A 20,963-nucleotide genomic window follows, 5' to 3' on the forward strand; every position below is an offset into this window, starting at 1 on the left:
CCCGGTGAGTTGTATGTCTCCGGTCCCGGCCTGGCGCGTGGTTACACCGGCCGCCCTGCCCTGACGGCCGGGCGTTTCGTGGCCAGTCCCTTCGGTGCCCGTGGTGAGCGGATGTATCGGACGGGCGATGTGGTGCGGTGGAACGCCGACGGGCAGTTGGAGTACCTCGGCCGTGCCGACGACCAGGTCAAGATCCGTGGCTTCCGGATCGAACCCGGGGAGATCCAGGCGGTGTTGGAAGCCGAACCAGGGGTCTCCCAGGCCCTCGTCGTCGCCCGGCGCCACCACGACGACGACCTGCGCCTCGTTGCCTACATCGTCCCCGAGGACCGCCTCGGCCGCTCCCTCGGTGCCCTGCGCGAATCGCTGAGCCGTCAACTGCCCAGGTACATGGTGCCGTCGGCGATCGTCGCGCTGGACGAGTTCCCGCTCTCCGTGAGCGGGAAGCTCGACCGCCGCGCGCTGCCGGAGCCGGAGTACGGCGGTGTCGGCACGTTCCGCGCGCCGCGCACGCAGACCGAAGAGGTCGTGTGCGAGCTGTTCGCCGGGGTGCTGGGTGTTCCGGTGGTGGGTGTGGACGACGACTTCTTCGATCTGGGCGGTCATTCGCTGTTGGCGACGCGGTTGGTGAGCCGGATCCGCAGGGTGCTCGATGTGGAGGTGCCGTTGCGGGCGTTGTTCGATGCTCCGACGGTGGCGGGTGTGGTGCGGCATCTGTCGGTGGGGGGTTCGCGTCCGGTGCTGGAGCGGCGTGAGCGGCCCGATTCGTTGCCGTTGTCGTTCTCGCAACGGCGGTTGTGGTTCCTGTACAAGTTCGAGGGTGCATCGGCGACGTACAACATGCCGTTGGTCCTCAGGCTCACCGGGAAGCTGGACGCCGGTGCGCTGGACGCCGCGCTCAACGACGTGATCGCCCGGCACGAGCCGTTGCGCACCGTCTTCCCCGACGCCGACGGACAGCCCTATCAGCGGGTGCTCGGCCCGGAGCAGGCGCGGATCGACGTCGCGGTGGAGGAGATCGGCGAGGAGCAGGTGCCCGAGCGGGTGGCGCGGATCGTGCGGCACGGTTTCGAGCTGGACCGGGAGATACCGGTCCGGGCCGGGCTGCTCCAGACAGGACCCGACGCGTCCGTACTGGTCGTGATCATCCACCACATCGCCGCCGATGGCTGGTCGATGGGACCGCTGGCACGTGACCTGGTCGCCGCGTACACCGCGCGCCGCGACGGCGCACGGCCCGAGTGGGCGCCGCTGCCGCTGCAGTACGCCGACTTCACGCTCTGGCAGCACGACCTGCTCGGCGACGGGTCCGATCCGGACAGCCTCTTCGCCCGGCAGGCCGAGTACTGGTCCGCCCAGCTGGCCGGGCTGCCGGAGCTGGCCACGCTGCCCCCGGACCGGCCGCGGCCGGCGCTCCCCTCGTACCGCGGCGACGTCACGCCGTTCCACATCGGTGCCGACACGCATGCCGGGCTGCGGGAGCTGGCACGGTCGGCGGACGCCACGCTGTTCATGGTCCTGCAGACGGGCCTGGCGGCTCTGCTCTCGCGGCTCGGCGCCGGGGACGACATCCCCGTGGGTTCGCCCATCGCCGGTCGTGGCGACGAGGGGCTGGACGATCTGATCGGGTTCTTCGTCAGCACACTGGTGCTGCGCACGGACACCTCCGGGGACCCGACCTTCGCCGAGCTGCTGGCACGGGTGCGGGAGACCTGCCTGGCCGCGTACACCCACCAGGATCTGCCGTTCGAGTACCTGGTGGAGAAGCTCAACCCCCAGCGTTCGACCGCTCATCACCCGTTGTTCCAGGTGGTGTTGGTGCTGCAGAGTGACGACGGCGCCCGCTTCGAGCTGCCGGGACTGCTGGTGGGGGCCGAGAAGGCGGGCGCCGGGTCCGCCAAGTTCGATGTCTTCGTCAGCGTCACCGAGACGTTCGGCGAAGACGGTGAACCGGCCGGGATCACCGGCCTCGTCGAGTACGCCACCGACCTGTACGACGCGACGACCATCGACGCGTTCACGGCGCGCTGGGCGCGGCTGCTGGACTCGGCGGTCGGCGACCCCCGGCAGCCGGTCAGGTCGCTGGAGATCCTCGCACCGGGCGAGCGCGGAAGGCTGCTCGCATGGTCCGGAGCCGACCGGGCCGACCTGCCGCCGGTGACCCTGCCGGAGCTGTTCGCCGCGGCGACCCGGCGGGCACCGGACGCGGTGGCGACAATTTCGGGCGAGGGCGAGATGTCCTACGGCGAACTGGACCGCCGCTCGAACCGTGTGGCCCACCATCTGCTGCGCCTCGGCGTCGGCCCCGGGCAGCGGGTGGCGTTGCTGATGCGGCGCGGTCCGGAGCTTGCCGTCACCATCCTGGGAGTGATCAAGACCGGCGCCGCGTACGTGCCGGTGGACCCGGACTATCCGGCCGACCGGATCGCGTACATGCTCACCGACGCGGAGCCTGTCGCGGTCCTCGACGACGGCTGGGCGGACGGGGTGGACCAGGAGGCGGTCCCCGACACCGACCCGGGCGTGCCGATCCATCCCGCGCACACCGCGTACGTCATCTACACCTCCGGCTCCACCGGCCGCCCCAAGGGCGTCGAGGTGACCCACGCCGGGTTCGCCAACCTCGCGCGGGCTCAACTGGACGCGTTCGCGCTCACGCCGGACAGCCGGGTGCTGCAGTTCGCCTCGCCCAGCTTCGACGTGTCCGTGTGGGAGCTGGTGATGGCCTTCGCCTCGGGAGCGGCCCTCGTGGCGGCCTCCGCCGACGCACTGGCCGGCGAGGCGCTGGCCGGGACGCTGAGCGGGCGGCGGGTGACGCACGTGACGCTGCCGCCGTCGGTCCTGGCGACCCTCGACGCGCGGGGGCCCGGCGTACCGTTCCCGGACCTGGCGGTGCTGCTGGTGGCCGGTGAGGCGTGCTCGCCGGACCTGGTGGAACGCTGGGCGCCCGGCCGCCGCATGATCAACGCGTACGGGCCCACCGAGTCCACCGTCGGCGCGGCCATGAGTACCCCACTGACCGGCCGTGAGACCGGGGTGGTCCCCATGGGGCGGCCACTGTTCGGCCTCTCGGGCTACGTCCTGGACGCCGGCCTGAACCCGGTGCCGCAGGGAGTCATCGGTGAGCTGTACGTGGCCGGGGCGGGCCTGGCCCGCGGCTATCTGGGCCGGCCGGGGCTCACGGCCGAACGGTTCGTGGCCAACCCGTTCGGCGGCCCGGGCGAGCGGATGTACCGCACCGGTGACGTGGTCCGGTGGAACGCAGAGGGTCAGCTGGAGTACCTCGGCCGCGCCGACGACCAGGTCAAGATCCGCGGTTTCCGGGTCGAACCCGGCGAAGTGCAGGCCGAATTGCTGCGACAGCCCGGCATCGTCCAGGCCTATGTGATCGTCCACCGGCACCGCGGCACGGATCCGCGGTTGGTCGCCTACGTGGTGCCCGAGGAGCTCGACGGCTTCTCCGTGACCGCCGTACGCGAGGCGCTGCGCGATCGGCTGCCCGGCTACATGGTGCCCGCGGCGGTGACGGCCCTGCCCGAACTGCCGCTCAGCCCCAACGGCAAGGTGGACCGCAAGGCACTGCCCGCACCCGATTACGGCGGTCGGGCCGGCCGCCCGCCGCGCACTCCGCAGGAAGAGGTGCTGTGCACGCTCTTCGCCGAGGTGCTGGGCCTGCCCGGGGTGGGCGTGGACGACGGGTTCTTCGACCTCGGCGGCCACTCCCTGCTGGCCACCGGGCTGATCAGCCGGATCCAGACGGTTCTCGGCGTCGACCTGCCGCTGCGGATCCTCTTCGAGGCGTCCACCGTCGCGGAACTCGCCCAGCGGCTCGATCACGACGTGGACGAGGGGGCCGGCCGAAGCGCGAGCTCCAGGGGACCGTCCAGTGCCTTCGAGGTGCTGCTGCCGCTGCGCACCAAGGGCGACCGGGCGCCCCTGTTCTGTCTGCACTCGGGCGGCGGGATGAGCTGGAATTACGCGAGCCTGCTGCCGCACATCGGCGCCGACATCCCTGTATACGGCCTCCAGGCGCGTGGCCTGTCGGATCCGGACGACCTGCCGGGGTCGGTCGAGGAGGTGGCCGACGACTGCATCGAGGCGATGGTCCGGGTGCAGCCCGAAGGGCCGTACCGGCTGATGGGGCACTCCTTCGGGGGCATCGTCGCCCACGCGGTGGCGGCCCGGCTGGCCGAGCGCGGTCAGCAGGTCGAACTGATCGTCTGCCTCGACGCGAAGCCCGCCGAGGACGAGGAGGACATCCCCGAGCACGGGCACGAGGAGTACTACCGGGGGATCCTCGAACTGCTGGGCGTGAGCACCGCCGAACTACCGGTGGAGGACCTGACGTTCGAGGATTTCGCAGCGGTGGCCCGGACGACCAACACCGTCCTCGGCAGCATCGAGGAGAGCGAGTTCCTCACCGTCATGCGGGTGATGGAGAACAACATCGAGATCACCAAGGGCTATCGGCACCGACAGGTCGCAACCGAGATGATGCTGTTCGCGGCCACGCAGGAGACCGACACCGTCCTGGAGCCGGATGTGTGGCACGATTACCTTGCCGGGCCACTGGAGTACCGGCGCATGGACTGCTCCCACGCCGGCATGCTCAAGCCGGAGGTGCTGAGCCAGATCGGCACGTTGATCCAGGACCGCCTGCGGCGCGGACCCGCCGGTTCCCGGTAGGCCGGCGGTACGTCGCGCCTCCGGGCATCACTTCGGCCGCTCTGCCCAAGTCCTGGGCGGAGCGGCCGAGATCCCTGAGGAGCGGGAGTCCGCGAGGCGTGCAGCGGAAGAGCCGACCCTATCCGGCGCGCAGCCGGACGCGGTCCGGCGTGAGGTCCTTGACCGAGGTGGCGCCGAGCAACTGCATGGTCTGCCGGACCTCCGTCGAGAGGATGTCCAGCACCCGGCGCACGCCGGCCTCACCGCCCGCCATCAGGCCGTAGAGGTAGGCCCTGCCGACGAGGACGGCCGTGGCACCCAGGCAGACCGCCGCCACCGCGTCCGCGCCGGACCGCACGCCTCCGTCGAGGTACACCTCCACCGCGCCGTCGACCGCCCGCACCACGGCGGGCAGCTCCTCCAACGGCACGGGCGCCCGGTCCAGTTGGCGCCCGCCGTGGTTGCTGACGACGAGTGCGTCCACTCCGAGGCCGGCCATCACCCGCGCGTCCTCGGCCGTCTGGACGCCCTTGATGATGAGCCTGCCGGGCCAGACCTCCCTCAGCCAGGCCACGTCCTCGGCGGTCGCCCCGGGATCGAACATCAGGTTGCCGAGATCCGCTGCGGTGCCCTGCCACTGGCTGAGAGAGGCGAACTCCAGCGGCGGGGTGGTCAGCAGGTTCATCCACCACCACGGCCGCAGCGCCCCGTCCAGGAGAGTCCGCGCGGTCAGCGCCGGCGGAATGGTCATGCCATTGCGCACATCCCGCAGCCGGGGTCCCGCGACCGGTGTGTCCACGGTCAGCATCAGCGCCTCGTACCCCGCTTCCGCCGCGCTGAGCACCAGGTCCCGGCTGCGGGACCGGTCCCGCCACAGGTACAGCTGGAACCAGCGGCGAACGCCGGGCACGGCAGCGGCCAGCGGCCCGGCCGCCGTGGTGCCCATCGTGGACAGCGTGTACGGCACGCCGTGGTCCGCCGCGGCCCGGGCCACGGCCGTCTCGCCCTCATGGTGCATCATCCGGGTGAAGCCGGTCGGGGCCAGCGCGATCGGGAGCGCGGACACCTCGCCCAGCAGGGATGCCGAGGTGTCGACCGACGAGACGTCCCGCAACACGCTCGGCCGGAACTCGATCCGGCGGAAGGCGGCCTGGTTGCGGGCGAGCGAGAGTTCTTCGCCCGCGCCCCCGTCCGTGTAGTCGAACACGGCTCTGGGCGTACGCCGGCGGGCGACCGCTCGCAGGTCCGCCACGTCGGCGGCGGCGGCGAGTCGTCGTCGGGCGCCGGCGAGCTGCGGTCGTCGCGGCCGCAGCAGTGGAGCGAGTTCCGCCGGGCGCGGGATCCGGCGCCGGAGGCGGTCGCCCACCGGTGGTGACGGGTAGTTGTCCATGGCCCCTCCTTCTTCTCAGGGGCCCCTCGCGGCCGGCCACGGGCGGCGCCCGGGAAGACCCGGGGGCCGGTCCTGCCACGTCACGGGCACTGTACGTCCGTGATGCGGCACGCGACGACAACTGTTCGGCTGCGCAGGCCTGCCGGAATTCCGCGGGGCCCGCGTACTGCTCGGAGGACCCGCACTTCGTCGGAGGGCCCGGTGCGTTCCGGGGCGGGGGAGAGGCCCTGTTCGGCGCGATGTCCAGCCGGTCGGCCGGTCCGGGTTCCTGTTCCGCGAGATGTCCGGCCGGTCCCGGGCGGGGCCCCTGTTCAACTGCGCAGGGGCCCCGCGGACCCCGCGCCTATCGTGACGTCATGGTTCTTCCCGAGGTGATCCGGATCGTCTCCCGTGACTCGCCCATGGCACTGGCCCAGGTCGAGCGGGCCCGCGCCGAACTCGCCGCCGCGTACCCGGGAACGGCGACCGAGGTGGTCCCGGTGCGTACCACCGGCGACCGATGGCTGGGCGACCTGTCGCTGGTCGAGGGCAAGGGTGCCTTCACCAAGGAGGTGGACGCCGCTCTGCTGGCCGGAGCGGCCGATCTCGCCGTGCACTGTGTCAAGGACATCCCAGGCGACCGCCCGTTGGCGGCCGGCACGGTCTTCGCCGGCTTCCTGGCCCGCGACGACATCCGTGACGCCTTGGTGGACCCCGCTGGCCGCACGCTCGACCAACTGCCGCCCGGCACCCGTATCGGCACCTCCTCCGTTCGCCGCACGGCCCAACTCGCAGCTTCCCACCCGCATCTGGAATGCGTACCGATACGCGGCAACGCCAATCGGCGCCTGGCCCGCATGGCCGCGGGTGACGCCGATGCCCTGCTGCTGGCGGTGGCCGGCCTGGAGCGGATCGGCCGCCCCGACGTTGTCAGCGAGGTCATCGATCCGGACGTGATGGTGCCGGCGCTGGGTGCAGGGGCGCTGGCGCTTCAGTGCCGCGAGGGCGACACCGAGCTGATCGAGGCAGTGGGAGCCATCGGTGATGGTGACACGCTTCGGGAGGTGACCGCCGAACGGATGCTGCTGCACGTCCTCCAAGGTCGCTGCAACAGCCCGATCGCCGGATTCGCCCGGGTGGCCCGGGAGGGCGCCCTCTCCCTGCGGGCCTGCGTCTTCAGCGCTGACGGCAAGACGATCCTCCAGGCTCACGAGCGGGCCGAGCCCCACGCAGCCAAGGATCTGGGCGCTTCGGTCGGCGCGGCACTGCTCCGCCAGGGGGCCCGTGACCTGATCGACGGCATCGGGTGCGGGCAGAGCCTGTCGGGGCGCGGGCAGAGCCGGTAGGGAGACCCGACGCACCGACGACGGCCGACCGGAAGCGATCTTGTGGGTTCAGGGCCGGACGCTGGGACCGAACCCCGTCCAACGAAGCTCCGCCGGCAGATGGCTCATGTCGTTGTACAACAGCAGTGACGGGGCCGCGCCGGTGTAGTACTCGATCGCCGTCACCGCCGCGTTTCCACAGCTCAGCCCCAGCCATCGTTCCCGCGGCGCCTCCAGGGCGTGCCGGAGGAGCCACGCCACCTGGTAGGCGTGGGTGACCAGGACCTCGTGCGTCTCGACCTCGGCATCGCGCGCGAACCGGTCGGTCAGCGCGTCCGCGAGACGCTCTCCCTTGGCCGCTTCTGCGGGGTCGTACCCGTCGAAGACCCCTGCCCACGCCGCCGGCGGTTTCTCCGGCACGTGCGGGATGTGGTCGATCAGCTCAGGCGCTTCTTGCACAGGGACTCCGCGCAGCCGTTCGCCGATGAGCTGAGCCGACCGCACGGCCCGCGGCAACGGCGAGTGCCATACGGCACCGATCGGCAGGCGAGCCAGGCGCTCCGCGAGCAGCTCCGTCTGTCTCTGTCCGACATCGGTCAGCGCCCCGAACGCGTCCGCCGCGCCGTGCCTGACCACGTACAGACGCCGAGTCGCCATGAAAATCCCTCCACAGGGGGCAGTCGGATGCTCTGGGCATCTGGATGTTACTAACATTTCGGCTTCGGGTCATGGGAGAGAACGAGGCCTGAGCGAGATCACCCGTTTCGATGTGTTCCTTGAAGTCGAAGCAGACGATCCCGCCGCAGGTGAATTCAAAACCTGTGTCCGGGAGCATCACCACGGAATCCGCTCTGTCCGGGTGAGCGACCTACTTCAGAAGCGCGGCGCCGTCGTGGTCGTCGGCTCGTGCGGTGAGGGAGGCGGAGTAGCGGCGCAGGAGCAGGATGGCGGTGGTGGCGAGGCCGGTGAGCAGGCCGAGCCAGATGCCCACGGCTTCGAGGTCCAGGGCGTAGGCGAGGAGCCATGCCGCGGGCAGGCCGACGGCCCAGTAACCGATGAGCGTGATGCGAAATCCGCTCTTGGTGTCGTCGAGTCCACGCAGCAGGCCGACGCCGATGTTCTGGGCGCAGTCGAAGAACTGTAGGAACGCGGTCACGATCAGCAGGTGGCCGGCGATGGTGAGCGCCTTGTCCGAGCCGGACTCCAGGAAGGGGGCCAGGACGAGCTCGGGCAGGGTGAGGTAGAGGATGCCGACGACGATCATGACGACGCCGGCGCAGGCCAGCGCGGTGTTCTTGATGCGTCGGGCGTCGTCGTAGCGGCCCAGTGCCAGTTCGCGGCTGACGTTGATCGAGGCGGCGTGGGAGAGGCCGACGGCGACCTGGAAGACGATGTAGACGAGTTGGTTGACGGCTGTGTGCGCGGCCAGTGCGGCGGGCCCGAAGGACCCGGCCATCAGCGCGGTGAGGGAGAAGAACCCCGCTTCGGAGCCGTAGGTGGCGGCGATCGGAATGCCCAGGCGCAGCAAGCGCTTGAGGGCTTCCGGATCGGCCTCCATCAGGTTCAGGGACAGCAGCGGGGCGAGGGTGGTGTCCTTCTTCGCCGACAGATAGAGAGCGATGAAGGTCAGCAGGTAGACGCTGGAGGTGGCGATGCCGACGCCGGTCAGACCCATGCGGGGCAGGCCCCAGGTGCCGTGGATGAGGATCCAGTTGAGACCCGCGTTGACCGCGACCGAGGCGATGGTGATCTGCAGCAGGGCCTGGGGGCGCTGCATGCCGACGGTGAACTGGCGGATCACCTGGAACCAGAGGCAGGGCAGCAGGCCGGGGGCGAGCGCGAAGATCATGGTCTGCGCGCGGTCGGCGACTGCGGCGTCCTGTCCGAGCCAGGGCAGGGCCTGCCCGATCAGGATCATGAGGACGGCGCCGGCGATGCCCGCGAGGGTGGCCAGCGCCATGCTGGCGCGGACGATGCCCCGCACCTCCTCGCGGCCTTGTTCCTGCCCGTCCTGGTTGGCATCCTGAGCGGCTTGTTCGGCGCGGGCTCCGGCGGCGGCGATCTGGTTGCCCACGGAGGTGACCAGGCCGACGCCCATAGTGCGCAGCTGGTTGAAGATGACGATGGCCAGGCCGCCCGCTGCCAGTTCCTGTGTGCCGAGGAAGCCCATCATGACGGTGTCCGTCGTGGTCAGGGCGACCTGTGCGAGCTGGGTGAGGATCAGCGGGACCGCGAGGGTGGCGAGGGCCCGGCTGTCGCGGAGGAGGGTGGTGAGCATCGGGTTACCGGTTCCTGCGGAGCTTGGTGAGGAGTTCGTCGATTTCCCGTTCCGCGTCGGGATCGAGGAGGCCGCGGGCCTGCATCCAGTCGTCGTTGAACACGGTGTCCATGTACTTCTCCCCGCCGTCATTGACCAGGGCGACCATAGTCGTCCCCGGCGGCAGCGAAGGCAGGCGGGTCAGCGCCTCGTGGACCACGCCGCCGGCGGAGCCTCCGATGAGCAGGCCGGTACGGGCGACGGCCCGGCAGGTGGCGAACGCCTCGACGTCGCCCACCTTGACGCCCTCGTCGATCAGGTCGAAGTCCACCAGGGCGCCGAGCCCGGCGCCCTCGGGGGTGCCGGTGCCGGACTGGTAGTAGTCGTGGGCCGGTCCGCCGAAGGCGATGGAGCCCTTGGGTTCGACTCCGATGGTGGAGAAGCCGGGTATGAGGGTGCGCAGTTCGCGGGCGGTGCCGCACAGTCCGCCGCCGGTTCCGACGGCGCCGACGAGGAAGTCGAGGTTTCCGTCGAGGGCCGCGTTCAGTTCGTGGGCGACGGGGAAGTAGCCGACGCCGTTGGCAGGGTTGTTGTGCTGCTCGGTGAAGATGGTGTTGTCCTGGCCGCGGGCCATGTCCGCGGCGAGTTCCTCGCGGGCGGCGGTGGCGAGTTCCGCGGTGCCGTCGTCGACGACGTAGACCAGTTCGGTGCCCAGGGTCTTCATGGCGCGGAGCTTGTCGGCGGCGGCGTGGTGGTCGACGACGGCGGTGAAGGTGTAGCCGCGCTCGGCGGCGATCACGGCGAGGCCGAGTCCGGTGTTGCCGGAGGTGGATTCGATGATGCGGCCACCGGGCCGTAGTTCGCCGGACTGTTCTGCGGCGTCGATCATCGCGCGTGCCATGCGGATCTTCGCGGTGCCGGTGGGGTTGAACATTTCCAGCTTCAGCAGCAGGCGGCTGCCGGTCTCTGCGGTGGCGAGTTCCAGAAGGGGCGTGTAGCCGATGAGGTCGGATACCTGGGAAACCACGGCTGGGCGGGCGAGAGCCGCGTTCATGGAAGGACTCCTGGGTGGGTGGGGGACGTCAGTAGGCGGTTCGGCGGTCCAGGCGCCAGCGCGGGCGGTCGTCCAGCCGGTCGAGGACGACCTTGGGGGGCAGCGGCAGGTCGTGGAAGGGCGACTCGTTGGAGTCCATCTGGTAGCCCGCGGTGTTCGGGTACACGAGGAGGTCGCCCACCCTGGGGCGGGCGGGCAGGGGAATCTTGCGCCAGGTGACCATGTCCGACTCCAGGCATGAGGCTCCGCCGACGCACGTGGGGTGGATCCCGGTGCCGCGGGAGCGGCCCGTGGGGGTCACCAGTTCCGGGTCGGGCAGGTATTCGCTGTTGAACCACTGCTCGGACAGGCTCAGGCTGGTCCCGTCGACGGTGGCGATCCGGTACCCGTCGCGTTCCTTGAGGCCCTGGATGGAGAAGACCGTCGAGCCTGCGCCGGCCAGCAGGGCGCGTCCGGGCTCCATCAGCAGCAGTGTCCCCGTCTCCTGCAGTCGCTCGGCCAGGCTGGTCTGCCCGCCCTTGGGGACGGAAGCCAGGATGGTGCGCAGGGCGTCCGCTCCCGCGACCGGGGAGTGGTAAGGGTAGAAGTCGCCGCTGTGGAACGTCTTATGTGCGTGATAGTGCTCGGGATGCTGCTTGGCGAGGAAGGTGTACCACTGGTCGGCCGGGCTGTAGTCGACGGCGAAGCCTCCTCCGATACTGATCCGGTCGGCTTGCAGTCCAACGACCCGGGCCTTGAGACACCACTCGACCAGTTCCGCCGCGAGGTCGGCACGCGGCTGGGTGGCGTAGCCGGACAGGTGGAAGCTGAAGCCTTCCATCCGCACCGCGTCGCCTGCGCGCACGCACCGATCCAAGGCGGTCTCCAGCTCACCTGTGTTCATGCCGAAGCGGCTGTGTGGCTGCGTGGGAGGCAGGCGGCGCAGCAGCAGTCGGGCCTGTCGCACGGCGCCGGTCAGTGCCAGGGTGATGAGCATGTCCAGTTCGTCCAGTGCGTCGACGGCGACCAGACAGCCCTGCAACAGGGCAAGCCTCAGCAACTCGTCGCTCTTGGCGGGGCCGGTGACCACGATGTTCTCGCCGCGTACCCCGTGGCCGAGTGCTTCCCGCAGTTCACCGACGCCGGCCACGTCGACGCCGGCCTGGTGCACAGCGCAGCGCTCCATCCATATGGCTGCCTTGTTGGCCTTCTTCGCGTAGTACACGAGCCCCTCAACCCCGGCGTCGCCGAGCGCGGTGCGGAAGGCGGCGAGGTTGGCGTCGAAGCGGTGCGGCAGCAGGAAGTGGAAGGGGCCGCCGAAGGCGTAGGACAGCTCGTGGAGGAGTCCGCTGTCCAGCACCCGGTCGGTGTCCGGGTCCGGGTGGGCTGGCAAGGTCGGCACATTCGTCGTACGCGGGGCGGTCACTGCCACAGCGGCACCTCGGTGCCCAGGCCCTGCGCGAGGGCGAGCTGCGCGAATCGGTGCCCGAGCGCGATGTCGGTGACGACGAGTCCGCTGTTGTAGGCGAAGATCCTTTCTTCGGCGCAAGAGCGGCCTGCCGTGAGGCCGGCGATCACAGGGGGCAACTCGGTGTCGACCGGGGGGAGTTTGCCGTCGGCGTCGGCCATGTCGGTGCCCGTGACGTTCATCTGGGCCTCGCTGGTGGCGATCACCCGGTCGGCGCGGTGCAGGGTTGAGGGGGCCAGGCCGTGGCCGACCAGGATCGAGAGAGCGCCCTCCTTGAGCCAGCCCGCTTCGACGGCGGCTGGGGTGTGGCCGCCGGCCGTGGCCACGATGACATCGGCGTCCGCGGCGGCAGCCCGTACATCCGTGACGATCTCCACGTCGCGTTCGGGGTGGTGCGTACGGAGTTGTTCACGCACCGCGGCGATGCCGTCGGCGTGCGTGCCGAAGACCATCAGCCGGTCCAGACCGGGCAGCGTCGTCAGCAGGAACGGCAGTGCCAGGCGGCCCTGGGTGCCGGTGCCGATGACCAGGGCACTGCGGGCGCCGGGGGCTGCGCATTCGCGGGCCAGCAGAGCGGAGACTGCCGGGGTGCGCAGGGAGCCGATGCGGGAGCAGTCCATCATGGCCACCGGCAGGCCGGTGACGTCGTCGTAGAGGGTGAGCGTCGTGTAGTAGTGCTGCTCCTCGCGGCCGACGTGGAGGCCGTGCTTGTAGGAGGTTTTGATGGCGACGACATCTCGGGAGCCGTCGCGGCCCAGCATCGCGTAGGCGACCGAGTGCTCGTCCTGCGGTTTGACGGTGAGTTTGCGGGGATTGTCGGACTGTCCGGCGTGCAGCGTGCGGTAGGCACCCTCCACTGTGGCAACCACGTCGGCCAGCGTGATGTCGATTCCGGCCAGGTCGCTCTTGGACAGGATCCGCAGGCGTGTGTCGTCGCCGGATATCGCGCCGTCGGTCTTGAGGGTCCGGGTGTCGGTCATGTGTCGAAATCCTTTATTGACGGGGGCGGTTCAGCCGGCGTGGGCTTCGATCGAGGCCTGACCGTAGCCGTGCTCCTCGGCCTCGGACAGAGGGCGTGTGCGGCGCCCGGGGACTCGGACGGAGGCGCGCTTGAGCCAGCGGTCGGTGCCGTCGTAGCGGGCCTGGAAGGGAACGCGGCCGTGAACGACCATGTCGTTGTCGACGACGAGGATCTCGCCGGGGCTGAGGCTGACCGCGACGGAGACGCGGGCCAGTTCCTCCTCCAGTCGCCCATAGGCTGCGCGGTAGGTGCCGTCGGCCTGGTCGAGGGGCGTGCAAGCGGGGTCGAAGCGCAGCGTCGTCCCGTCCTCGCCCGCGAACAGGGCGGGCACGGCGGGAGGTTCAGCGCCTGCGTAGCCCTGGGCCTCGGCGTAGGCGTCGTCGGGCAGGATCGGCACGACGGGCCGGGACAGGGTCTCCACGTGGGCGTCCGACAGGGCCGTCTTGCGGATGCTGGCCGCGGTGGTGGCGATGTTGTCGTGGTTGCGCATGCAGCCGAGCATCAGCAGGTGGGCGCGGCCCGGGTGGAAGGCGTCCTCGGTGTGCGGGCTGAGCAGCACGCTGCTGCTCGCGCCGGTCTGCTCGCTCTCATGGCCGGGCGAGGGCACGATGTTGTGGACGAAGCGGCCGTCCTGCTGCCCTTCCCAGGCGATCGGGTTTCCCATCACGCTGGCCAGCAGCAGAAGCATGATGTCGTAGAGGGCGCCGCTGTTGCCGGCGGCGGCCCAACTGTCCGGCGTGGCGCCGATGGCGGAGTCATCGACGTCCAGGCTCCGCAGCACGAACAGGCCGTCCACGGTATCGACGGGCCGGCAGGCATGTCGCAGGGCGTCACTGAAGCCGCTCGCGGCCTTCGCGACATGCTCCAGGAGTGCGGGAGATGTCGCCGAGGTATCGAATTCTTCGAGTATCTGCTCCGCTGCCGTGCGGAGTTCACCCACGGTGTGGGGGGCGAGCTGGCGGACAGGTGTGGCTGCCGTGCTCATGGCAAGAAGATCCGTTCCGTGCGGGGATGGCAGACGGTGCCGGCGGTGCGCAGCAGGGGGCGGTCGTCAACTGGCGGTAGCGCAGGGAAATTTAGCCAGCCACTGCGGGCGCTACGGCTCCCGGCGGCGATCGAACGCTAGCATCGAACTTAGGTAAGGCATACCTTGTTTTCGAGCTAGGATGGCTGGAACCCTTCAAGGCGGGATCGGCCGATGAGTGAGTGTGCAATCTCCTGCGCGTGAGCCATCCCGCCCCTTCTTGCGGAATTGATTGTCATTAGGGTAGGCAAACCTTAGACATTTTTAGGCTGCCCGGAACATGGAGCGAGGACGTACGTGGACATCAACAGACGCCAGGTGCTGTTGGCCGGCGGGGCGATAGGGGCGGCCGCGCTGCTGGCTGCGTGCTCCTCGGGTAGCGGTGACACCGCGGCCGACTCCTCCGGCAAGGGCGGCAAGCCCCGAAAGGGTGGCACCCTGCGCATCGGCGCGCTCGGCCGGGCCGGCGCCATCACCCGCGACCCGCATGGCACGCAGGCCAATGAGAGCGACTACCTGATTCTCGCGCTTACCTTCGACACGCTCGCCGTTCCGGGCGCCAAGTCCAACACCGTGCCCCGGCTGGCCTCGTGGGAGCCCTCGGCGGACCTGAAGACGTGGCGCTTCAAGGTGGCCAAGGGCGCTGTCTTCCATGACGGCACCCCGGCCACCGCCGACGACGTGGTCTGGTCGCTGCGTCGACTGCGCAACACGCCGGCCGGTGCAGCCCGCCTGCCCGGAGTGAAGAACGCCGACAGCATCACGGCCGAGGGCGCCGACACTGTGGTGGTCGTCTCCGAGTACGCCAACGCCGACTTCCCTCTCATGACGCGCTTTGCCACGTTCGTCATGAAGAAGGACACGCCGGACAAGGCAGTGGCGAAGGCGCCGGGCACCGGCCCGTTCAAGCTGGACTGGTACCGCAACGGCAACGCCCGTCTGGTGCGCAACGACAAATGGTACGGCGGCACCGTCTACCTCGACGCGATCGAGGTGACCATGTTCGAGACGCCGCAGGCCATGGCCAACGCCCTGTTCGCCGGGCAGATCGACGTCGCCTCCAACGCCGGCCCCATCGCCGCGCGCACCGCGGAGTCCCGCAAGGACATCCAGGTCGTCCGCCGCCCCGACGACATGTCGATGCCCATCGTCATGCGCACCGCCGACGGCCCATTCGCCGACCCGCGGGTGCGGGAAGCCATGCGCCTGGTCGTGGACCGCGAGGCAATGGTCAAGCAGGCCCTCTCCGGATACGGGAACGTCGCCAACGACATCATGGGCACCGGCGACCCCGACTACGCCAAGGACATCCCGCAGCGCAAGCGCGACCTGGCCAAGGCCAAACAGCTCCTCGAAGACGCCAAGTTCGACCTGTCCAAGACCTATGAGCTGTACACCACCGAAGACGTCTCCGGAATCGCCGACTCCGCGACCCTGTTCGCCTCGCAGGCGCGTGAGGCCGGGATCAAGATCAAGGTGGTCAAGCAGGAGTCGGGAACGTTCTACGAGAAGACCTGGCTCAAGGGCGACCTCTACACGAACTACTGGGGCACCAACGACTCGGTGCTGTTCTTCGCGTCCAAGACCCTGCTCAGCGGCGCCGGTCAGAACGAATCGGGCTTCGACGACAAGGAGTTCGACGCCACCTACCGCAAGGCCATCGGCACCACGGACAAACAGGCGCGGGCCAAGGCCCTGCACGAACTGCAGCAGATCGAGTACGACCGCTCCGGCTACCTGCTGTGGGGCATGGCCGACGGTGTCGACCTGGCCGCTGCGAAAGTCCAGGACCTGCCGAAGCTGCCCGGCTACGGCCGCGTCCAGCTGGAGAACGTGTGGCTGAGTTGAGCCACGCGCCCAAGGGCAGCGCGGTGGCAGCTCCTGCCGGCACAGGGGCGGCCACCGCGCGACGCCGCCCGCTGCCGATTCCGCACCTCGGCCGCTTCGCCGCGGCCGTGGGGCGGCGGGTCCTCATGCTGGCCATCCTGCTCGCCCTGGTGTTCGCCGCCGTCGAGCTGCTTCCCGGGGACGCCGCGACCGCGACTTCCGAACGCGGCGAGAGCGCCGCCGACATCGCGGCCCGCCGCCACCTGCTGGGACTTGACCGGCCGGTGTGGGAACGCTTCTGGGACTGGATGGCGGGGCTGTTCACCGGGGACCTGGGTGTCAGCGCCCGAGGCGAGAAGATCACGCAGATGCTGGCCGACCCGTTTCCGAACACGCTGCTGCTCGCGGCCCTCGCCTTCGTCCTGACCGCGGTGGCGTCCGTGGCCCTGGGGTGCTGGGCCGCCGCCCGCCCCGGCCGGCTCATCGACCGGGTCATCGGCCATGCCTCGACCTCGGCATTCGCCATCCCTGAATTCGTCGTCTCCGTCGGCCTGCTGATGTTGCTCTCGCTGTGGACCGGCTGGCTGCCCGCAGTGACCGTGGCCGGGGCCGACGGCAGGCCGGCCACATGGACCATGCTGATCACGCCGGTCCTCGCCCTGGTCATCCCGCAGACCGGATGGAACACCACCATCGTGCGCGGCGCTCTCGCCGACCAGGCGGCCACACCGCACGTCGAGGCCGCCCACCTGGACGGCCTGCCGGTGCGCCGCGTCATCTGGCGCCACGCCCTGCCCGGCGCCGTCCCGGCCATCGCCACCGGCCTCGCCACCTCCACCGGCATGCTCCTGGGCGGCACCGTGGTCGTGGAAACGCTCTTCAACTACCCCGGTATCGGAAGCGTGCTCGCCAGCGCCGTATCCACCCGCGACACCCCGCTCATCGCCGGAGTCGTCGTCTGTGCCGGTACTGCCATCAGCCTGGTCCTGCTGACCGCCGACCTCGTCCGCGCCCGAGTTCTGGGGAGTCACGCATGAGCACCGCCCTCACCACAGCCCGTGCACCGAGGGGCTCCGCGGGCCGAGGACGGGTGATCCGCCGTCTGGTCCCGGGCGTCCTGCTGGTTTTGCTCGCCCTCATCGGCCCGTTCCTTGCCGCGCACCCCCTCGACAAACCGGTCACCGCCCCCTTCGCCACCGCCGGCGACGGCGCACCGCTGGGTGGGGACCAGCTCGGCCGCGACGTCCTCAGCAGGCTCCTTCACGGCGGAACCGCCCTGATCGGCAGCGCCCTCCTGGTCGCCGCCGTCGTCACCGCGCTCGCCGCGTTGGCGGGCTGCTTCGCCGTCCTGCACCCGGCCGTGGGGAGGGCCGTGGAACGCACCGCCGACGTCTTCATCCTGCTCCCGCCGATCCTCGGCATCATGCTCATCGCGCTGGCCTGGCCCGGCGGCGGACGATGGGCCGTCATCAGCGCCGCCATCATCCTGGGCACCCCTTACGCCGTCCGCATCGTCGCCGGCGCAGCCGCTCCCCTCGCCGACGCCGGGTACGTCGAAGCAGCCCTCGCCGGCGGCGAATCCCTCATCTACACCGCCACCCGTGAACTCCTGCCGAACCTGCGCTCCACCATCCTCGCGCTGTTCGGCCTGCGTTTCGTCGAAGCCGTCTACGTCATCTCCATGGCCGGTTTCCTGCAGATCGGCCCCCAGCCACCTGCCGCGGACTGGGCTTTGATGATCCGGGAGAACTCCTCGGGCATCCTCCTCAACCCATGGGCGGTCGTAGCCCCCAGCCTGGCCATCGCCGCCCTCGCCATCAGCGTCAACCTCGCCGCCACCTCCCTCGCCCCCCGCTCCGCACGCAAGGCGGTGATCACTCCGTGAACAACCCCCTACCGTCGCCCACCACCAACGAGACCCCCGACCCTGCGTCAGCCGGCAAGGACAGCGCATCCGCGACAGTGGTGACGGTGACCGATCTCAGCATCCGGATCCCCGACGGACCCGTTCTGCTTCGGCCCACCAGCCTGACCGTCCGGGCCGGGGAGATCACCGCCCTGACCGGGGCCTCCGGATCCGGCAAGACCACCCTGCTGCGCACCCTGATCGGCCACCTTCCCGCTCAAGCCACCACCCACTGCACCGCGTTCGACGTCCTGGGCCACCACGTCCCCAGCCTTGACCCGACGGCACTGCGCACCATGCGCCGCACCCAGGTCGCCTACGTCGGCCAGGACCCCGGCTCAGCGCTCAACCCCCGGATGAAGATCCGCCACCTCGTCGCAGAAACCGCCCCCGCTGCGAGCGAACAGGCCGTGCTTGACCTGCTCCGCGAATGCAAGCTGCCCACGGACGGCGGATTCCCCGACCGCAGACCCACCGCGATCTCCGGCGGCCAGCAGCGCCGCGTCGCCCTCGCCCGCGCCCTCGCCCGCACGCCCGACCTACTGCTCCTCGACGAACCGACCGCGGGACTCGACAAAGCGCTGCGCGACGACATCGCCAGTCTGCTGCGCCACCTGGCCACCTCGCGCGGTCTGGCCATCGTCATGGCCTGCCACGACCCCGAACTCGTCGATGCCTGCGCCGACCACGTCGTACAGCTCACCACCGCGCAACCACGCCTCCCTCGACAACGCACACCGCTGACACAGCAGAAGGCCGAATCCGCGGACTCTCCCGTGGACGGGATCACGGCACAGTCCGTCAGCGTGACCTTCCGCGGCCGAGGCACAGCCCAACTGGCGCTCGACAAGGTCGACTTCGTAGCGGCCTCCGGCTCGGCGACCGCGATCATCGGGCCCTCCGGATCCGGCAAGACCACCCTGCTGCGCGTCCTCGCCGGCCTGCAGCGGCCCGACGCCGGATCCCTCGTCCTTGACGGGCACCCGCTGGCCCATGCAGCCCGCAAGCGTCGTCGCGAACACCACCGGCGCATCCAGCTGGTTCCGCAAAACCCACTGGGCGCGCTCAATCCGTCCCGCACCATAGGCGCGGCCCTGGCCCGGCCCCTGCGCCGGCACACCGAGCTGACCAAGGCGCAGATCGCAGCCCGGATCACCGAACTGCTCGACCAGGTCGACCTGCCGGCCGACTTCGTCCATCGCTACCCGCACGAACTCTCCGGCGGGCAGCGCCAGCGCGTCTCCATCGCCCGAGCCCTCACCGCCAACCCCGACTTCCTGCTCTGCGACGAGATCACCTCCGCGCTCGATCCCGACACCGCCATCGCCATCATGGAGCTCCTGCAACGCCTGCGCACCGAACACGACATGGCCATCACCCACGTCAGCCACGAGACCCACCTGGTCGCCGCCTACACCGACACCGTGCACATCCTGGAAACGGGACGACTCACCGCGCACGGACCCACCACGGCACTCATGCCAACCTGACCACCTGCGGTGCCTGCGGCACGCCGCAATCGCACCGGGGCACCGGCGTACTGATTGCGCCACTGCGTGCCATCGGCCCAGGTGGGGTGGCCGCCTGGGGCCAAAGTCCCAGAGAAGTCCCACAGATGCCGCCGCACCTCCTCTTGGCCTGCATTCGCGCAGGTCAGGAGAGGCGGCGGCCTCCGCCGGTCAGTTGTCCCGCAAGAGCCAGCCCGATGGGCGCTTGCGGAGCGCTGACCAGCATGGAGGGGCACCGACAGGGTGCGGGGGAGTGGCCTGACGGGTAGTGCCGTGCGTGCTCCCCAGACTTCCGCCAGCCGGCGCAGTTTCTTGAGGCCGTCACATCAGGGACTCTCGTTCGGATCAGGTCGGACCGGGGAGCGGGGCCTGAATCACGTGCCGGAGACCGCGCCGCAGCAGGCAGGACCGTGACGCCATTGCTGCGGGCTCCGGCGTACCGTCGCCCTGGCAGAGATCGCCGACCGAACCGGACCCGTGGCCGACTGCGGAACTCCGCTCGGCGGACCGCGTACTCGATGTCAGTGCTCTGCGATAGAAACTCCGGCAGCAGCGTGAACGCGACCGCGGAAGAGGGACCCACCATGGCAGACAACGCAATGTCAGACACCGCACCGGGAGAAAATGTGACGGATCCGGATCCGGTACACGGGCTGACCGGTCGCATCGGCGTCGTCGGTGGTATCGAGTCGCTGGCCCTCGACGGCCGCCGCCTGTGGTTCGGCTTCGATTTCACCTCCGACCAGGTGCTCTCCCCCCTGATCGACGACGCGGGGGCCATGGCGCGGTACGCCGCACGGCACATGCGCCAGCGCACAGGTGCCCACGACGAGTCCTACTGGGCCCAGCTCGTCCAGGCTGCCGTGGAAAACTCAGATCTGGTGCGGTATGACGAGCAGCGCACCTTCACCACGCAATCACTGGAAGCAGGGGACGCCGGCCCCGCACACGGGCACCTGCTCTACCTCCTCGACGCGGCAACGGAGGACTCTGCTGACGGCGACCCCGTCCACACCGGGACCGGATCCCAGGAGCCGGCCACCCAGTCCGGCCTCCGGCCCGACGAAGTGACCCCCGATGACGAGGACGGGGAGCTGGGGACGGCACTGGGCCGGACCACGGTCGGCAACTGGTCGCTGCTGTTCGCGCCGTACGCCCGCAGCGCACAAACCGCCTGACCGCCGGCTCGGACCCGCCGCGGTGTCGGCCCGCGGATCTCCGTAGAGGCAGTTTCGGCGTTCGACGCGCCGCCGCCAGCCGGCCGCCCGGCGCGCAACTGGCGCCGGGCGGCCCGGCCGGGCCGATGGCTGGACGGAACGGCCGCGTGCTCGTCCCAGTCGGCGAAGTTCAGCAACCGCTGGAACCGTCCGGGCGACGCCGGCCGGCCTGCTCAGCCGGCGTCCACCCATTCTTCCTTTCCCACCCCGACCCCGAGCAGAGGTCGCATAGCGTCGAGGAACTCCGAGAACTGATCAACCGTGAGCTCACTGAACCAGCAAAACCGCCGTGCACATCGTGCGGGCGACCTCGTCGAGCAGGTACCAGTCGTCCCTTAAGCTC

Annotated in this window: 14 protein-coding genes; 7 read left to right on the forward strand and 7 right to left on the reverse strand. The window is 70.1% G+C overall.

Annotated elements, in window-relative coordinates:
• A partial coding sequence (locus tag IEZ15_RS36035) for a non-ribosomal peptide synthetase (protein WP_189281095.1) occupies window positions 1–4,686 on the forward strand: 4,686 nt, incomplete at its 5' end.
• 118 nt (window positions 4,687–4,804) lie between these two features.
• Here the strand turns inward: IEZ15_RS36035 and IEZ15_RS36040 are convergent.
• The gene (locus IEZ15_RS36040; protein ID WP_189281096.1) at window positions 4,805–6,055 is read right to left on the reverse strand and encodes an alpha-hydroxy acid oxidase; all 1,251 of its coding nucleotides are present in this window, start codon (window positions 6,053–6,055) and stop codon (window positions 4,805–4,807) included.
• Between the two features lie 356 nt (window positions 6,056–6,411).
• On the opposite strand from IEZ15_RS36040, the gene hemC reads away from it, so the two are divergent.
• Window positions 6,412–7,380, forward strand: a complete 969-nt coding sequence (gene hemC / locus IEZ15_RS36045; protein ID WP_189281097.1) for a hydroxymethylbilane synthase — start codon at window positions 6,412–6,414, stop codon at window positions 7,378–7,380.
• Between the two features lie 48 nt (window positions 7,381–7,428).
• Here hemC and IEZ15_RS36050 read toward each other — a convergent pair whose 3' ends face one another.
• The 6 genes from IEZ15_RS36050 to IEZ15_RS36080 all read right to left on the reverse strand — a co-directional run bounded on the left by IEZ15_RS36050 (window position 7,429) and on the right by IEZ15_RS36080 (window position 14,123).
• The gene (locus IEZ15_RS36050; protein ID WP_189281098.1) at window positions 7,429–8,016 is read right to left on the reverse strand and encodes a histidine phosphatase family protein; all 588 of its coding nucleotides are present in this window, start codon (window positions 8,014–8,016) and stop codon (window positions 7,429–7,431) included.
• 211 nt (window positions 8,017–8,227) lie between these two features.
• Window positions 8,228–9,637, reverse strand: a complete 1,410-nt coding sequence (locus tag IEZ15_RS36060; RefSeq protein WP_229846344.1) for an MATE family efflux transporter — start codon at window positions 9,635–9,637, stop codon at window positions 8,228–8,230.
• A 4-nt stretch (window positions 9,638–9,641) separates the two neighbouring features.
• Window positions 9,642–10,670, reverse strand: coding sequence for a cysteine synthase family protein (locus IEZ15_RS36065; RefSeq protein WP_189281099.1), 1,029 nt, complete (start codon window positions 10,668–10,670; stop codon window positions 9,642–9,644).
• A 28-nt stretch (window positions 10,671–10,698) separates the two neighbouring features.
• Complete coding sequence (locus tag IEZ15_RS36070; RefSeq protein WP_189281100.1) at window positions 10,699–12,081, reverse strand: type III PLP-dependent enzyme domain-containing protein; 1,383 nt, start codon at window positions 12,079–12,081, stop codon at window positions 10,699–10,701.
• Entirely contained in the window at window positions 12,072–13,097 is a 1,026-nt protein-coding gene (locus IEZ15_RS36075; RefSeq protein WP_189281101.1) for an ornithine cyclodeaminase family protein, read from the reverse strand. Before IEZ15_RS36075 ends, IEZ15_RS36070 begins: the two co-directional genes overlap by 10 nt.
• Before the next feature lie 30 nt (window positions 13,098–13,127).
• Window positions 13,128–14,123 (reverse strand): TauD/TfdA family dioxygenase, encoded by a 996-nt coding sequence (locus IEZ15_RS36080; RefSeq protein ID WP_189281102.1) that lies wholly within the window; start codon window positions 14,121–14,123, stop codon window positions 13,128–13,130.
• Window positions 14,124–14,459: 336 nt separating this feature from the next.
• Here IEZ15_RS36080 and IEZ15_RS36085 point away from each other — a divergent pair, with 336 nt between their 5' ends.
• The 5 genes from IEZ15_RS36085 (at window position 14,460) to IEZ15_RS36105 (ending at window position 20,581) form a co-directional block, all read left to right on the forward strand.
• Entirely contained in the window at window positions 14,460–16,010 is a 1,551-nt protein-coding gene (locus tag IEZ15_RS36085) for an ABC transporter substrate-binding protein (RefSeq protein WP_189281103.1), read from the forward strand.
• 125 nt (window positions 16,011–16,135) lie between these two features.
• Window positions 16,136–17,026 carry an ABC transporter permease gene (locus tag IEZ15_RS36090; RefSeq protein ID WP_189281123.1) on the forward strand — a complete coding sequence of 297 codons (891 nt, stop codon included), beginning with the start codon at window positions 16,136–16,138 and terminating at the stop codon, window positions 17,024–17,026.
• Window positions 17,023–17,874 (forward strand): ABC transporter permease, encoded by an 852-nt coding sequence (locus IEZ15_RS36095; RefSeq protein ID WP_189281104.1) that lies wholly within the window; start codon window positions 17,023–17,025, stop codon window positions 17,872–17,874. The genes IEZ15_RS36090 and IEZ15_RS36095 overlap by 4 nt, the downstream gene beginning before the upstream one ends.
• A complete protein-coding gene (locus IEZ15_RS36100; RefSeq protein ID WP_229846345.1) occupies window positions 17,871–19,385 on the forward strand; it encodes an ABC transporter ATP-binding protein in 1,515 nt (504 codons plus the stop codon). Before IEZ15_RS36095 ends, IEZ15_RS36100 begins: the two co-directional genes overlap by 4 nt.
• A gap of 602 nt (window positions 19,386–19,987) precedes the next feature.
• A complete protein-coding gene (locus IEZ15_RS36105; RefSeq protein WP_189281106.1) occupies window positions 19,988–20,581 on the forward strand; it encodes a hypothetical protein in 594 nt (197 codons plus the stop codon).
• The last annotated feature ends 382 nt before the right edge of the window (window positions 20,582–20,963 follow it).

Source organism: Streptomyces atratus, from assembly GCF_014648655.1.
GTDB classification, from domain to species: domain Bacteria; phylum Actinomycetota; class Actinomycetes; order Streptomycetales; family Streptomycetaceae; genus Streptomyces; species Streptomyces atratus.

What these genes read in the sequence shown, in the direction of transcription:
- IEZ15_RS36040 (WP_189281096.1), bottom strand. Translation starts at nt 6,055, where the DNA reads ATGGACAACTACCCGTCACCACCGGTGGGCGACCGCCTCCGGCGCCGG.
- hemC (WP_189281097.1), top strand. Translation starts at nt 6,412, where the DNA reads ATGGTTCTTCCCGAGGTGATCCGGATCGTCTCCCGTGACTCGCCCATG.
- IEZ15_RS36050 (WP_189281098.1), bottom strand. Translation starts at nt 8,016, where the DNA reads ATGGCGACTCGGCGTCTGTACGTGGTCAGGCACGGCGCGGCGGACGCG.
- IEZ15_RS36060 (WP_229846344.1), bottom strand. Translation starts at nt 9,637, where the DNA reads ATGCTCACCACCCTCCTCCGCGACAGCCGGGCCCTCGCCACCCTCGCG.
- IEZ15_RS36065 (WP_189281099.1), bottom strand. Translation starts at nt 10,670, where the DNA reads ATGAACGCGGCTCTCGCCCGCCCAGCCGTGGTTTCCCAGGTATCCGAC.
- IEZ15_RS36075 (WP_189281101.1), bottom strand. Translation starts at nt 13,097, where the DNA reads ATGACCGACACCCGGACCCTCAAGACCGACGGCGCGATATCCGGCGAC.
- IEZ15_RS36080 (WP_189281102.1), bottom strand. Translation starts at nt 14,123, where the DNA reads ATGAGCACGGCAGCCACACCTGTCCGCCAGCTCGCCCCCCACACCGTG.
- IEZ15_RS36090 (WP_189281123.1), top strand. Translation starts at nt 16,136, where the DNA reads ATGCTGGCCATCCTGCTCGCCCTGGTGTTCGCCGCCGTCGAGCTGCTT.
- IEZ15_RS36095 (WP_189281104.1), top strand. Translation starts at nt 17,023, where the DNA reads ATGAGCACCGCCCTCACCACAGCCCGTGCACCGAGGGGCTCCGCGGGC.
- IEZ15_RS36105 (WP_189281106.1), top strand. Translation starts at nt 19,988, where the DNA reads ATGGCAGACAACGCAATGTCAGACACCGCACCGGGAGAAAATGTGACG.